This window comes from Serratia sp. CY74737, assembly GCF_052166775.1.
GTDB lineage: Bacteria > Pseudomonadota > Gammaproteobacteria > Enterobacterales > Enterobacteriaceae > Serratia > Serratia ureilytica.
In genome coordinates this window covers 12,952-28,323 of record NZ_JBJNOF010000013.1, presented here as the reverse complement: position 1 = coordinate 28,323, position 15,372 = coordinate 12,952, and the positions used below count along the sequence as shown (strand labels likewise).

Genomic DNA, 15,372 nt, shown 5'->3' with positions numbered 1-15,372 from the left:
TGTTCACCACATCTTTAAACGGGGATTCTGCAGTTGCGGAGCGCTATGCTAGCACAGATAACGAAATCAATAATGATAATAGAAATCATTGATATTCAATTGTGAGCAGACGCAAGAAACGCCGCCAAACGCGGGGCAATCCCCGTGCCTGGCGGCGAGATGACGGGCGTTATTACAGCGTGCGCAAAATCCGGTTCAGCAGCGGCCCCAGCACTTTGAACGACGCCGGCGAAACGATATCGACATGCGCGCAGTCGAGCTCGTGCGCCTGCAGCGCATCGACGTACTGCGACCAGGTCTGCTGCACGTCCATCCCTGCCTGCAACGTGCGTTTGGCGACGAACAGCGTCGCCTGGCCGTGGAAGCGGGCGGTCCGCGTGTGCGACAGCAACCGCACCGAATCGGCGTAGTTGGCTTCGATGTTGTCGAACATCATGGTGCGCGTCTCGCCCAGCGCCGGATCGAGCGTATCCTGCGACACCGCCAGGAACTGTTCGCGCTCGCGCTGCACTTCCTTCAACACGTTGTCGTCCAGCATCACGTCCCAGTTTTGGGTCTCCGGCGGATAGGTATCCAGCAGGCCGAGGAACGCCACCTGCTCGCCGCGCGCCTGCAGCCGGGCGGCGATGCCCTGGGCCAGCGTGCCGCCCAGCGAGTAGCCGATGAAGTGGTACGGCCCGTGCGGCTGCACCTGCACCACCGTCTGCAGGTGCGCCTCCACCACCTGGTCCATGTCTTCGCTCAGCGCCAGCGGGCCGTCCGGCCGCGGCGACTGGATGCCAACCAGCGACCAGTGCTGATCGAGATAGCGCGGCAATACGCTGAACTGCCAGGAGAAACCGGATGCCGGATGCAGACAGAACAGCGTCGGCCCCTCGGTGACGCGCAGCGGCAATACGCTGTCGAAGCCGCTGCGATCGGCCTCTTCCTGCGTGCGATCTTCCGCCAGCAAGGCGGCCAGCTGCTCAACGCGCGACGCCACCATCACCTGGCCGACGGACACCGCCTTGCCCAGATCGCGGCGCAGCTCGGCCGCCAGACGCATCGCCAGCAGCGAATGGCCGCCGAGTGCGAAGAAATCGTCGTCGGCGAACACCTGCTCGCGCTGCAGCAGGCGGGCGAATACCGCGGCGATCTCGCTTTCCAACCCGGCCTGCGGCGGCCGCCCCGCCTTGCGCTCACCGCCCTGCGGCTGCGGCAAGGCCTTGCGATCCAGCTTGCCGTTGGCGCTCAGCGGCAAATCGCGCATTTCCACCAGCGCCACCGGCACCATGTGCGGCGGCAGGCGGTCGGCCAGCGCCGCGCGCAGGGCTTCCGCATCCCAGCTCGCGCCAGGCTGCATCACCAGATAACCCACCAGCTGGCGCGCATCGCCGCCGGCGTCCACCGGCGTGCCCTGCAGCACCAGCGCGTGCGTCACCGCCTGGCGCACGCCCGGCAGCGACAGCAGGGCGTGGTCGATTTCACTCAGCTCGATACGCTGCCCGCGGATCTTCAGCTGGTCGTCGCTGCGGCCCAAATATTCCACCGCGCCGTCCGGCAGCCAGCGCGCCACGTCGCCGGTGCGGTACATGCGCCCGCCCTCGCCGAACGGATCGGCGACAAAGCGGCTGGCGGTCAGATCCGGCCGGCCAAGGTAGCCGTGCGCCAGCTGCACGCCGGTCAGATACAGATCGCCCGCCACGCCCGGCGGTACCGGCCGCAGACGCGCGTCCAGAATGCGCAGCCCGGTGTTCCACACCGGCAGGCCAATCGGCACGTTGGCGCCGGTCACCTTCGCCAGCGCCTCGCCGTAGGCCGGATGCCAGGTCACGTCCACCGCCGCTTCGGTCGGGCCGTAGAGGTTGTGCAACGGCACCGCCGTGCGGCTTTGCCACAGGCGGCACAGCTCCGCCGGCAGCGCTTCGCCGCTGCAGAACACCTGGCGCAGCGCGGCGCAGCTCGCCACCGCCGCGTCGTCGTCCAGGGCGGCAACGAAAGCCGCCAGCATCGACGGCACGAAGTGCAGCGTGGTAATGCGGTGTTGGGCGATCAGCTGTTGCAGCTGCTGCGGATCGCGGTGCGCCTCCGGCGGCGCCATCACCAGCCGGGCGCCGACCATCAATGGCCAGAAGAATTCCCACACCGAGACATCGAAACTGCACGGCGTTTTCTGCAGCACCGCGTCGTCCGCCCCCAGCGGATACTGGTGTTGCATCCACAGCAGGCGGTTGACGATCGCCTGATGGCCGACCAGCACGCCTTTCGGGCGCCCGGTGGAGCCGGAGGTAAAGATGATATAGGCCGCATGGTCCGACGTCGGGCCCGCGATCGCCACCCCGGCGGCGTGATCGGCCGCCAGCGGCGCGTCATACAGCAACATGTCGCCCTTGTCGGCGAAACGCGCCTGCTGCGCCGGGTGAGTGATGATCAAGCGGGGCGCGGCGTCTTCCAGCATCATCGCCAGCCGCTCGTCCGGATAACCGGTGTCCAGCGGCAGGTAGGCGGCGCCCGCTTCGACGATCGCCATCAACGCCAGCGACAGGAACACCGACCGCGGCAGCGCCACCGCCACGATGTCGCCCGGCCGCACGCCCTGCGCCACCAGTTGGCGCGCCAGCGCCGTGACCTGCTCGCGCGTTTCGCGGTAGGTGAAGCTGAAATGCGCATCCGCCAACGCCGGCGCGTCCGGCGTGGCTTGCGCCTGCTGCGCCAGCAATTGGCTCAGCGTGGTCGCCGGCACCGGATGCGCCGTGTCGTTGATCCGCGCCAGCAGCGCGCGATCGTCGGCGGTCAGCATATCGGCCTCGCCGATCGGCAACGTTGCCTGCGCGGCGAACTGCGCCAGCAGCAGCGGCAACCGTTGTAGGTGCGCCTGCAGCTCCTGGCGGCTGTAACGTTCGGCATTGGCCAGCAGCTCCACCTTCAATTGGTGGTGTTCATCGATAAACAGCGCAATCTCCAGATCGCGCACCGGCCCGGAGGCCAGATCGTGGGTAATGCCCTCGATGCCGGCGAAATCCAGCTGGTAATCGAACATTTTGAAGTTGAAGACCGTGCCGTACAGCGGTTCGCCGTCGCCGATGCGCCCCAGATCGCGCTGCACCTGTTCGGCGTCGTAGCGCTGATGGCGGCGCACCGTTTTCAGCTCGCGGCTGATGCGTGCGGCGGCCTCATACAGCGTGGCCTGCGGCTCGAGATGCATCTCCATCGGCAGCACGTTGATCACCGGGCCTGCGGCGCACAAGGCGGCCGAGCCGGTACGGCGCATGAAGATAAAACCGGCGCTGAAGCTCGGTTGGCCGCTCAGGCGCGACACCCACAGCGCCACCAGCGCCACCGCCATATCGGCGGCGTTCAGCTTCTGATGCGCGCCACGCTGCACCAGTTCGGCGAAGGCCTGCGGATCGCAGCGCTGTTCCAGCCGGTGGATGCGCGGCGTGGGCGTTTGCCCGGCCAGCGGCTGCGGGCAGATCGTGGCCGGCGGCGGCAGCTGCCGCGCTTTTTCGCGCCAGAAATCGGCGTCGCGTTGCCAGGCCGGCGCCTGCCGGTAAGCCTGGTATTCCGCCACCACGTCGCTGAACGCCGTGAAAGGCGTCGGCTCCAGCGCGTCGCCGCGGCAAAGTTGGGTATAAATCGCCGCCACACGGCGAGCGATGGCGGTGAAGCTGAAACCGTCCACCAGCAGATGGTGATAACGCTGATACCAGAACCAGCGATCGTCCGCCAGGCGCATCACCACATGGCGATACAGCGGTGCGCCGCTGCCAGCGCGCAGATCGCTCGCCAGATCGATATCCATCAGCGCGCGAGCGGCGGCTTCGGGATCCGGCGACGTCGTCAGATCGACAAGTTCCGGCGCATGCACCGCCAGCGAGTCATCCAGCCATTGCACCGGCACGCCGTCGCGTTCCGCAAAACGCAGCCGCAGCATGTCCACCTCGCCGAGACCCTGAGTGATGGCCTGCAGCAGGGGCTCCACGGCGACGGGGCCGTTGAGTTCGATGGCATGCGCCACCGCGTAAGCATTGCGATGCGGGGAGATTTGATCGGCGACCCAGATGCCGGGTTGCGCCGCGACCAGCGGCCATTCGCCCGCAAGCGCCGGGCCGCTGAGAGAGTTAGGGGTGTGTGACACTGCTTATTGCTCCCGTGATTACCAGGCGCCGGTCACGCCTTGCGTGCTGCGACCGGCAGAATATCTTGCCAATGCTGTTCCAGCCACTCGGCGCATTCGGTGCGCGCCGCCGGGCCAAATACGATCGTCCAATCGGGTGGAATGGCGCGGAAATCCGGCCACAAACTGTATTGTTGTTGTACGTTGCGCAGCACCAGGCTGCGCTGCTGTTGATCATCGAACGGATTCAGGCTTTCCATCCTGCGTTCCTTGTGCCGCCGTCGTTACCGATGCCGGATAAGCGGTGGCGAAAGCGGAAGCCCACACCGCCTGCAGCCCGTCGGTCAGGCCGCTGCGCCAGCACAGCGCGTCGTGCCCGCCTTCCACCACCCGGTAGTGCACCCGATGGCCGGCTTCGCTCAGGCGCGCCGCCATTTGCCCGCTGACCTGATGCACCAGCTTTTCCTGCGTACCGGCTTCCATAAATACCTTCAGCGCGCCGTGGTTGCCCAGGCCGTGGCGTTCGACCTGTTGCATCAGCCAGCAGGCGTCGTCGGGAATGCTCGGCAGCTGCAGCATGTCGCGCCGCGGCCACCAATAGGAGCCGGACTGGGTGATCACCGCGCCGAAGCGCTGTGGCCAGCGCAGCCCGGCGTACAGAGAGGCCAGGCCGCCAAAGCTTTGCCCCGCCACCACCGTCTCGGCCGGATTGTCGCTGTGCAGCGCCCATTCGGCCAGTTGCGGCATCAGTTCTTCCTGCACCGCCAGCCAGAAATCGTCCTTGCAGGTCAGCTCACGCGCCCGGTGCGGCAGATCGATGATGTCGATCAGCACATACACCGCTTCCGGCAACGCCCCCTCGCGGGTCAGTTGCATCAACGGCGCCCAGACCGGCATTTGCTTCGCCCAGAACTGGCCGTCGAGCAGGATCGCGAGCGGGCGTTCGGCCGGCTTGCTGTCGCCGGTGGTGTAGATCCAGACATCGCGGCTGTTGCCCAGACGCTCGCTCTGCCAGGTATGGCGCTGCAAACGCGCCGGCAGCGGCGGCGTGCAGCGCCCGCTGGCGATCTCATACTCATCGAACGAGCGCCACACCGGCTGCGGCGGCGCATCCGGCATATGCAGACCGGAAACGCTGTGGCCGCTGGCGCTTTGCCAGGAGCGATAGGGGTTGAGCAGATCGGGAGTGGCGCAGGCGAACACCTGGTGCCACCAGTGACGCAGGTTGTGCATGTTGGCGTGCGCGTCGTCGTCGCTGAACGCCGGCGGCCGCTCGTCAAAACAAGGAATAAAGCAGTAGCTGCCGCGCCAGGCGCCGTTCAGCTCGGTCTGCCAGTACCATACGTCGGTACCGGCCAAACGCAGCAGGCTTTGCGGCGGATTCGGCTGATGGTGGTCGGTCAGGCAGTTGATGTTGATCCACACCCGGCGGTAGGCAGAAGTCAATTCGCATCCCTGCGGATCGCGCCAGAAAAAGGTGGTTCGCCACCGGCCGTTACCCGCCGGTTCTACCCATGGCGTACCGCGTCGTGCCACCGTCAACCACCACCCTGGACTGCCCGCATTGCTGCTGGCCAATAATCTGCTGCTTTCTGATTCTAGTTCTGTATTCACAACGCCTACCCATTTTGTAGTTGGCGGCACCGGGAACGTCGACTTTTCCCTATCGCCGGCCACCGCCCGAACACACTGTAGGTCAAATACTATTGATAATAATTTGCATTTGCAATAGTGTGTAAGGCTTGGAGATCGTGCTGGTATTGCGCGCAACGGACAGGGATCGGGGATACATCAATGGCATCCCTTGCCGCAGCCGATTTTCTATTCCGACTACACAAAAACTACAACCGCCTTTCCCCCATTCGGCGAGGGAGGGCAGCAAGGTAGGGCACTCAAATGAAAAGCAAGCTATCACGTTATTCTTTGGCCACTCTTATCGGCTTGGGATTGGGCGCGTCCGCGTTCGCCAACGCCGCGCAGCAGACCGACACCCCCACCACGGAAGAAAACAGCGGCACAGCGGATAAAAAGCCGCGCGGCGAAGACACCATCGTCGTGACCGCCGCCCGGCAGAACCTGCAGGCGCCGGGGGTATCCACCATCACCGCCGACGAGATCAAGAAACGCCCGCCGGCACGCGACATCAGTGAGCTGATCCGCACCATGCCCGGGGTTAACCTGACCGGCAACTCCACCAGCGGCCAGCGCGGCAACAACCGCCAGATCGATATCCGCGGCATGGGCCCGGAAAACACCCTGATTCTGATCGACGGCAAACCGGCCTCCAGCCGCAACTCGGTGCGTCAGGGCTGGCGCGGCGAACGTGACTCACGCGGCGATACCGCCTGGGTGCCGCCGGAAATGATCGAACGCATCGAAGTGCTGCGCGGCCCGGCTGCGGCGCGCTATGGCAACGGCGCCGCGGGCGGCGTGGTCAACATCATCACCAAGAAGGCCGGCGATGCGCTGCACGGCTCGCTGAACGGCTACTTCAACGTGCCGCAGCACAAGCAGGAAGGCGCCACCAAGCGCACCGATTTCAGCCTGTCCGGCCCGCTGAGCGATTCCCTGAGCTTCCGCCTGTTCGGCGGCTACAGCAAAACGCAGGCCGATGCCTGGGACATTAACGAATCGCACAAATCCGAACGCGTCGGCGCCTACGCCAACAGCGTGCCCGCCGGGCGCGAAGGGGTGGTCGATAAAAACATCGACGCCTTGCTGCACTGGGATTTCGCCCATCTGCAGTCGCTGGAGTTCGAATACGCCTATGGCCGCCAAGGCAACCTGTACGCCGGCGATACCCAGAACACCAACACCAACGCCCTGGTGCAGAGCAACTACGGCAAAGAAACCAACCGCATCTACCGTGAAACCTTCGGCCTGACCCACCGCGGCGCCTGGGACAACGGCGTGAGCACCAACAACTACGTGCAGTTCGAACGCACCCGCAACACCCGCATAAACGAAGGGTTGGCCGGCGGCACCGAAGGCATCTTCGATACCAAGAACACCGGTTTCGGCACCACCAAGCTGGATGACTTCCTGGCGCACAGCGAAGTCAGCGTGCCGTTCGAGCTGGGCGTCGCGCAAACCGCTACGCTGGGTACCGAGTGGAGCCAACAACGGATGAAGGACGGCACCTCCACCAGCCAAACGCTGATGGGCGGCACCATTCCCGGCATGACGACCGGTACGCGCAGCCCTTACGCTTCCGCGCATATCTTCTCGCTGTTCGCCGAAGACAACATTGAACTGACCGACACCACCATGCTGACGCCGGGGCTGCGTTACGATCTGCACTCCGAATCCGGCAATAACTGGAGCCCGGCGCTGAACCTGTCGCAGGAACTGGGCGACTACTTCACGCTGAAGATGGGCATCGCGCGTTCCTATAAAGCCCCGACCCTGTTCCAGACCAACGGCAACTATCTGCTGTACAGCAAAGGCCAGGGATGCGCCGGTAGCGATACCAGAAACGGCTGCTACCTGCTCGGCAACGACGATCTGAAGGCGGAAACCAGCGTCAACAAAGAGATCGGGCTGGAGTTCCATAACGACGGCTGGCTGGCCGGCGTGACCTACTTCCGCAACGATTACCACAACAAGATTGAAGCGGGTAACTCCCGCATCGCCACCAGCAGCACCGGCACGGCGGTCTATCAGTGGGAAAACGTGCCGAAGGCGGTGGTGCAAGGGCTGGAAGGCTCGCTGAACGTGCCGGTCAGCGAGACCGTCACCTGGAGCAACAACGCCACCTACATGATCGAGAACAAGAACAAGACCACCGGCGATTACCTGTCGGTGATCCCGAAGTTCACCGTCAACTCGACCCTCAGCTGGCAGGCCACGCAGGATCTGTCGATGCAGTCCACCCTGACCTGGTACGGCCGGCAGAAGCCGAAGAAGTACAACTATCAGGGTAAACCGGCCACCGGCGGCGAAACCCGCGAGGTCAGCCCTTACGCCGTCGTCGGCGCCAGCGCAACCTATGACCTGACCAAAAACGTCAGCCTCACCGCCGGCATCGACAACCTGTTCGACAAACGCCAGTTCCGCGCCGGCAACGCGCAGAACGTGGGCGATCCGAACACCGGCGCGATCAACATCGCCGGCGCGGGCGCGGCCACCTACAACGAACCGGGCCGTACCTACTACATGAGCATCAACACCCACTTCTGATGACATGAACCAACGACAAAGGGGGGCTCAGCCCCCCTTTGAGGTAAATGACAAAGCGGATGACGTTGCCGGGCTTTCATTAGGCGACAGATAGAAAACAAGGAAAATCAATTCATTGATTTTCGGCTGATAACCACAAAGGAGGAAAAACCACGCTTTTTCCTCCTTTGTCAGCCACGAGAAAGGGCGCCGCGGCGCCCTTTTTTTATCTTTCCATTCAGTTATTTGGTGTGTAGCTGAATGCGCACTACGCTTTCGGGTTTGCCGGCCTTGGTGGCAGCGCCGTCGTTTTTCACCGTCACGAACAGCGCATCGCCTTTCGGATCCAGCGCCAGGCTGTTAGGGTGCGGCGGCAGGTCTACGGTTTGCAGGCGCTTGAGGGTTTTGGCGTCAAACACCGTCAGCGTGCCGGCGCCGTGATCCACGCGCACGCCTTTGCGGTTGGCGACATACAGCCGCTGGCTGCGCTCATCGAGCAACAGGCCGATCGGCACCTCATCCGTCAGCTCGCTGGCCAGCACTTTTCCGCTGTCCGCATCCAGCGCGAATACCCGGTGGCCGCTGCTGCGCTTCACATAGTCGTGCCCCAGATGATGATTGCGGTAGTCGTCGCGATCGATGCCCTGATCGACGCCCAGCAGGCGATTGCTCGCCGGGTCATACACCAGGTTCAGCAGCTGATCGGCCTGCACTTCGTGCGTGGCGGCGATCGCCAGCGTGTCGGCGTTCAGGGTGATCACCTGCCCCTGCATGTTAGAGACGAACACCCGGCGGCCCTTCTCATCCAGCGTGATGCCCACCGCGTTGTAGCCGAAGCCCGGGATCACTTTCTCCAGCTTGCCGGCCTTGGTATCGACCACGTACAGCACGCTGTCGACGCCGAAGCCCAGACCCGGCAGGAACAGACGGCCGCTTTGCGCGTCATACTTGAGCTCGCGGAGGCGGTACAGGTAGTCCTCGGTGATTTTAAACTTCTTCAGCTCCGCCAACAGGAAATCCAGACGCTTGCCGCTGATGCCCGCCTGCTTGTAAGCCTGCTCCAGCACCGCTTTGTCCAGCAACTTGATGCTGCCCAGCGCGTGGTTGGTGGTGGTGTCCACCACCCCGACTTCGCCGTTGAAGGCCTGCGTCAGGTACAGGCGATTGCCCGCGTCGTTCAGCGCCACGCCGAAGCCTTTCACCTGCAGCGGGATCTCCGCCTTGATCGCCAGGGTGTTGGGATCCAGCCGCAGCACGCGGGAGCGCGCCTCTTCCTTCCAGTCCGGCGCACTGACGAACAGCGCCTGTTGCGAAGTGCTGTAGGCCATCTCCACCACCGCCGACGACAGCGCCTGGCGCTTGATGTCCTGCGGTTTGATGCCGGCATCGTCGGCCTGCGCGGCGCCGGCGACCACCAGAGAGGCCGCCACCAGCAGCGACAGTAACGCGCGCGGGGTTGCTAGGGTTCCAGACATCCTTTTATCTCCTTGAAAATCATGCTTTCGGTTAGAGTGAAACAACGTCATGCCTGCGGCCCGGGCGGCAGCGCCGCCAGAGCGATATCGCCAGCGATGTGCTGCGCAAACTGGGTAAAGACGTGCTGAACGCCGTCGGCGATCAGAGTGGCCTGCTCCCTGCTGTAGTGATCCTGGCGATAGGTCATCATCACCCGCAGGGATTTCTTCCCGGCCAGATCGTCTTCCATCACCTCAAACTGCAGGCCGAGCAGCGATTCGGCTTTCTCCGGCTCCACCTGACGGTAGGCGATCGCACGGCCGTCCTGCAGCCGGAACTCGCCGTTCAGCTTGATGCGGCTGTGGATCTGGATGAACACTTCGAACATGTGGTTTTTGCGGTCGGCATCCACGCCGAACAGCCCTTCTTCCACCAGGTCGATCGGAATGTCGGTGTATGGCAGCGAGCCATTGATGGTGTTTTTCACCTGACTGACCAACCCGGCGACCGTCAGCCCTTCGTCGAAGCGCACGCGGTGCACCACCACGGTGGTGAAGTAGCCGACGGTATCGAAGAACTCGGCGTCGTTACGGCCGGAGGTCGAGGTGCCCACCAGCAGATCCGCCGGGCCGCCCAGCAGGCGCAGCGCCGAGGTAATCCCGGCATACACTACGTTAAACAACGAAGCGTTGTTGCGGCGAGCGAGCTGATACAGGCCTTCCGCCACGGCGGGATCGACCTCGAACTCCAGCCAGCCGCCGTTGACGTCCGCCGGCGCTGGCACCGCCGGATGGGTGGACGGTTCTTGCCGGAAGATCGGCTGGCCGACCGGCGCGCCGCGCAGCGCGTCGAGCCAGTAATCCAGATGTTGCTGCTGCACCCCGGAGGCCCGCTGCTGCCGGGCGAAGGTGTGGAACTGCGGCGGCTGTCCGCTCCACTGCGGCGCCTGGCCGACGACGCGATGGCGATAGGCGACGCCCAGCTCATCCATCATCAGGTTGAGCGACCATTCATCCAATACCACGTGGTGGAACAGCAGCGACAGCAGCTGCTGGCCGTTGTCCGCATCGCGCAGCAGCGTGACGCGCAGCGGCAGCTCGGCGGCCAGATCGAAACGGTGCTGGCCGGCGTTGGCCAACAGGGCGGCGGCGTTGCCCGCCGGCGTTTCCTGAGAGAAGCGGAACCATTGGTAATCCGACAGTTCGGCGGCCGGCACCACCACCTGCACCACCTCCCCCTGCTGCTCGACGAAGCGTGAACGCAGCACGGTATGGCGAGTCATGACGTCGATAAACGCCTGACGCAGCGCCGTTTCATCCACCTCATCGAAGAAACGCAGGGAGAACGGCAGGTTGAAGATCTCGTCATGACCAAAGGCTTCATACACCTTCCACAACGATTCCTGCGCCAACGACAGCGGCGCCTGCGCCCGCTCATGATCGTCGGCGGTCGTCAGTGCGGCATTCGGCTGCGCGACGTCCAGGCGTTTGGCGTACCCCGCCAGCCCGCGCGCCGTCGGATGGCTGAACAGATCGTTAATGTTGATTTCGATCTGATGCAGGCTCAGCAAGCGGCCGATCACCCGGGTGGCGACCAGCGAATGGCCGCCGCGATCGAAGAAGTCTTCATCCAGGGTCATTTCCGGCGCCGCCAGCGCCTCACGGAACGCCTGCAAAATCAGTGATGCAACGCTTTCGTCCGGGTCGCCGTTCGCCACCGGCGCGGCCATCGCCGGGGAAACGGCCTCAGCCGCCGGCAATGCGACGGCAATCCGCTGCCCGGCCAGAAAGGCGCTGAACTGCTCCAGCAGGAAAGGCGCCGCATGCGGAGACAGACGCGGATCGGTGACCAGCTCCAGCGTCAGCGTTTCCGCCTCGGGCGAGCTCAACAGCAGCGCCAGTTCAAACGGCGTATGCAGCGGCGGCAGCAACAGGCGTTCGGCGTGAACGCCTTCCAACCGCCACTCTGCAGCCAGATCGTCGCGCCAGGCCACCAGCAGCTGCGCCCGCTGCGGATCCGGCTGTTCAGACACGGTCTGCGCCAGCAGCCGTTGCCCGGCATCGCCGTCGCCGTGACGTACGGTCAGGCGCATCAGCGGCGCTGCCGTCAGGCCCAACTCCAGGCCGACGCACTCCGCAGTTTCTGCCGCCGGCACGCACAGCTGCACCGCTTGGCCGCCGGCCTGCGTGGCGACGAACTCGGCAAAACGCGCCGCCACCGCCGCCATCAACGCCCGCGGCGTGTCGTTGGCGGGCAACAGCAAGCGCGCAATGCGCGTGACCACGCGCGCGCCCACCGGTGGCAACGCTTCAACACGCTGCGCCGGGCTGCGGTAATCCTGCAGCGAGACCGCCTGGCGCGCCCAGGGCAGCTGTGGCTCCGGGGTTTCCGGCGGCTCGACCGGCTCCGCCGCGAAAGGCAGAGGCATCGCATCTCCGTTATAACGGGCGGACAACATCGCCGGCAGGTGGCGCCAAGGCAGCGTTTCCGCCAGGATGTCATGCAATACCGCGCCCAACATCACGTCACCGCCCGGCGTGAGCAACAGCAAGAAGCGCAGCGGCGCTTCGCCTTCCAGTTCAAACGGCGCCGCCTGCGCCTGCAGCAGGCAATCCATGGCGTGTTGTTCATCCGCCACCTGACGCAGGCTCACCGGCAACGGCGCCGAATCGGCGGCGCGTTTAATCAGACCGTTTTCGTCATCAAAAACGTAATGCACGTTCACGCCCGGCGTTTCCCGCACCAGCGCCTGCAGCGCCGCCGTCAGTTGGGCGATATCCACCTCTCCCGTCAGGCGCCAGGCCAGCGCCCGCTGCCCGCGTGCGTCACCCTGCTGCAGATGGGCAAACCATGCCCGTTCTTCGGCTTCGCTTACCGGCCGCTCGCCGTTCGCCGCCCCCGCGCCCAGCGCCTGAAACGCGCTCTCCAGCCGCTGGGCCTCTTCATCGCTCAGAATGCTGTCAAAATCACCGATCACTGCGTTATCTCCTTTGCCCGGCCGTGCCGGGATAGCGCATAAAACGGGGGACATTCGTCCCCCGTCACCGCGATAGCGTTAGAAAGTCAGCTCAACCGCTGCGCCGACCAGGCGGCCTCGCTGGAGAGTCGCCGTGTAAATGTCATTGCTTCTGACCATCTCGCGGCGGTCGGAATCAAACAGGTTTTTCGCATACAGCGTGGCGCGACCGTAGTCGAAGGTGTAAGCCAGCTGGGCGTTGGCCGTCCAATAGGAGCCGATGCGCCCGCGCGAGTCGTTGTCGTATTGCGAATAGTAGGAGTCGGTAAACGCCACGTTGCTGCTCAGCTCCCACCCTTTCAGGAACTGATATTTGGCGCCCATATTGGCGGTGTAAGCCGGCGCGCGCGCCAGCTCATGCCCTTCCACGCCGCTGCCCGAGAACTTCTTGATGTCAGTTTTCAACAGGCCGAGGTTGCCGAACAGTTCGAAATCCCAGCGCGGCTGCCAGGTAGCGCCGATTTCCGCGCCGTAGGTTTCCACCTTGTCGGCGTTGCGGATCACGCTGGAGTTCTCGCCCAGCGAGTACGGCAGCTGCATGTCTTTATAATCGTTGTAGAAGATGTTACCCGTCAGCACCACGTTGGCGTCTTTCAGGTGATGGCGGGTGTACAGCTCGTAGTTCCAGACATACTCGGAACCGTAGGTGTAGCTGACCACCGGCGTGCCGATCGTGATGCCGCCACCGCCGGCGTTATAGCCGCGTGCGATCTTGGCGCCGTAGGTTTGGGTATCCGTCGGTTTCCAGGCCACGTCCAGCTTCGGCAGGAACACGGTGTAGGTTTCATCGAAATCGATGCGCACCGCCTGGCTGCCACCGTCTCGGCGACGATGTTCGCGCTCCAGACGGCTGGCGGCGGTCACGTCCACCTGCGGCGTCAGCGCATAGGTCAGCTCGGCGAACGCCGAATGGGTATCGGTCTTATCCTTGAAGGTCGAGCCGCCGAAGATGTTGACGAACTCATCCTGCGTGCCGTGGAAGTAACGCAGCCCCGCCAGCCCGTGCAGGCGGCTGTCCGCGCCGCCGAAGCGCACTACCGGCTCCACGTGAACTTCCTGGCCGTCGATCTCGGCGTATTGGATGTTGTAAGCGGTCGGACGGTTGATGTTGAAGTCGGTGTAGATAACGCGGTTTTCCAACGTCAGTGCGTCGGACTGCTCCCAGGCCAGATCCCAGATGGTGCTGTTCATGTTGCTTTTGAACACGGCACGGCGCGGATCGTGGCGCGGGTTGGTCGGATGCGGCTGAGGGTTGAGGCTTTCGTTCTGCGGCGCGGTGCTGCCGAAGTGGTTGAAGGTCAGCTTGGTGGTCAGATCGCGCAGGCCGGCCGGGTTGAACAACAGCTTGGCGCGGGCGGTGGTGGCTTCCACTTCGCGCGGATCGCCCACCGGCGCATAGGCCGGCAGATCGGCTTCGCTGCGGCGGCGCTGGCGATCGACGCTGACGCGGAACGCCAGCTGATCTTCCACCAGCGGGCCGGACGCCATGGCCGCCAACTGTGAAGAGTGCTGGTTGCCGGCCCCGCCCTTGAAGGCGCTTTCCCACTCGAAGGTCGGATCCTTACTGGCCATGACGATGGCGCCGGCGATGGCGTTGCGCCCCTGGATGTAGCTTTGCGGGCCGAGGAACACTTCGACGCGATCCAGATCCCACAGCGACTGCGGACCGAACGCCTGTTCGTTATAAGTCAGCGAACGGCCGTCCAATGACAGATTGAGGCGCGGGCGGGTGCCGCTGAGGAAAGCGTTGGCGCCGACGTTCGGGCCGGAACCGTCGATGCCGCGCACGGTCGGCAGTTCGTTGCCGATGCCCAAATCCACCACGTTGGGGGTCATGCGCAGCAGATCGGGGATCTGCACCGCATCGGGCATCGAGGCGATGCGGTTGCTGTCGAACACCTGCACGCTGGAGCCGGTGTCGAAAATGGACCGTTTGATCTTCTCACCGGTGACCAGCAGCGTTTCCGCGTCCTGGTAGGTTTCGTTGCTCTTCGTTTCCGCCGCGTTGACGTTACCGATCGCCAGTGAACAAACCCCTAAAAATACGGAGGAAAATGCCCCAATGGCTTTCAACCCCGCCTTTTCCCCGTTTCCTACGCTTTCATGCCGTTGAGCCGCAAAATGCTTGCCCATAGATGTCTTCTCCTTTCATCCCAGAGGTGCACAAAATTTGATTTTTTTTTACACAACCTACATCGACACTCACACAGATCATGACGCTGCGGCCTTCCCGGCCTTGCTGTTGCTTATCCCTGCGGCAAACCCATGCCTTTCGCGGCCGAACGGGCGCGGCCCCGTCCACGGCCAAGCCGCCGGCGGAGCGGCCGGCAGCTTGTATAAAAACGTAAAATAATGTTAAGAATGATAATATTTTGCATTTTCTAATGCAAATCATTATCAATAAAGGTGTGAAGCCTGACAAGATAACTGCCAGAAACCCTTATACTTTCGCAGGAAAAACGAGCGCTGCAATAACAAGCAATCATTTCAATGCTAAGAATAATATAGATAAATTACTCACGCCCAACGCCCTCTCTGCTCAGTATTGCTAAAACGCCTTATAGATAGCACCCATGCGCCAAATGGATCAAATAATAATAATTTTCATTCCTATTAACATTTGGATATATTCTTGCAGTCTCGTTGG

The 15,372-nt window shown here is 63.4% G+C and carries 7 protein-coding genes; 1 reads left to right on the top strand and 6 read right to left on the bottom strand.

Annotated elements, in window-relative coordinates:
• Nucleotides 1-172 precede the first annotated feature (172 nt).
• The 3 genes from ACJ8PE_RS17540 to fes are packed head-to-tail and all read right to left on the bottom strand — an operon-like array spanning nt 173 to nt 5,710.
• On the bottom strand, nt 173-4,117 hold the full coding sequence (locus tag ACJ8PE_RS17540) for an enterobactin synthase subunit F (protein ID WP_404769129.1): 3,945 nt from the start codon (nt 4,115-4,117) through the stop codon (nt 173-175).
• Between the two features lie 32 nt (nt 4,118-4,149).
• Nucleotides 4,150-4,356: an MbtH family protein gene (locus tag ACJ8PE_RS17535; RefSeq protein WP_033644173.1), complete on the bottom strand. Its 207-nt coding sequence runs from the start codon at nt 4,354-4,356 to the stop codon at nt 4,150-4,152.
• Nucleotides 4,331-5,710, bottom strand: coding sequence for an enterochelin esterase (fes, locus tag ACJ8PE_RS17530; protein WP_273873541.1), 1,380 nt, complete (start codon nt 5,708-5,710; stop codon nt 4,331-4,333). Before fes ends, ACJ8PE_RS17535 begins: the two co-directional genes overlap by 26 nt.
• Nucleotides 5,711-5,992: 282 nt before the next feature.
• On the opposite strand from fes, the gene ACJ8PE_RS17525 reads away from it, so the two are divergent.
• Nucleotides 5,993-8,275, top strand: coding sequence for a TonB-dependent siderophore receptor (locus ACJ8PE_RS17525; protein WP_033641584.1), 2,283 nt, complete (start codon nt 5,993-5,995; stop codon nt 8,273-8,275).
• Nucleotides 8,276-8,496: 221 nt separating this feature from the next.
• Here ACJ8PE_RS17525 and ACJ8PE_RS17520 read toward each other — a convergent pair whose 3' ends face one another.
• The 3 genes from ACJ8PE_RS17520 to ACJ8PE_RS17510 all read right to left on the bottom strand — a co-directional run bounded on the left by ACJ8PE_RS17520 (nt 8,497) and on the right by ACJ8PE_RS17510 (nt 14,858).
• Nucleotides 8,497-9,729 carry a YncE family protein gene (locus ACJ8PE_RS17520; protein ID WP_197793691.1) on the bottom strand — a complete coding sequence of 411 codons (1,233 nt, stop codon included), beginning with the start codon at nt 9,727-9,729 and terminating at the stop codon, nt 8,497-8,499.
• Nucleotides 9,730-9,776: 47 nt separating this feature from the next.
• Nucleotides 9,777-12,686, bottom strand: coding sequence for a condensation domain-containing protein (locus ACJ8PE_RS17515; protein WP_197797932.1), 2,910 nt, complete (start codon nt 12,684-12,686; stop codon nt 9,777-9,779).
• A 78-nt stretch (nt 12,687-12,764) separates the two neighbouring features.
• Complete coding sequence (locus ACJ8PE_RS17510) at nt 12,765-14,858, bottom strand: TonB-dependent receptor (protein WP_033641581.1); 2,094 nt, start codon at nt 14,856-14,858, stop codon at nt 12,765-12,767.
• Between the last annotated feature and the right edge of the window lie 514 nt (nt 14,859-15,372).

Coding starts and splice junctions, on each gene's coding strand:
- ACJ8PE_RS17535 (WP_033644173.1), bottom strand. CDS start 4,356: ATGGAAAGCCTGAATCCGTTCGATGATCAACAGCAGCGCAGCCTGGTG.
- ACJ8PE_RS17525 (WP_033641584.1), top strand. CDS start 5,993: ATGAAAAGCAAGCTATCACGTTATTCTTTGGCCACTCTTATCGGCTTG.
- ACJ8PE_RS17520 (WP_197793691.1), bottom strand. CDS start 9,729: ATGTCTGGAACCCTAGCAACCCCGCGCGCGTTACTGTCGCTGCTGGTG.
- ACJ8PE_RS17510 (WP_033641581.1), bottom strand. CDS start 14,858: ATGGGCAAGCATTTTGCGGCTCAACGGCATGAAAGCGTAGGAAACGGG.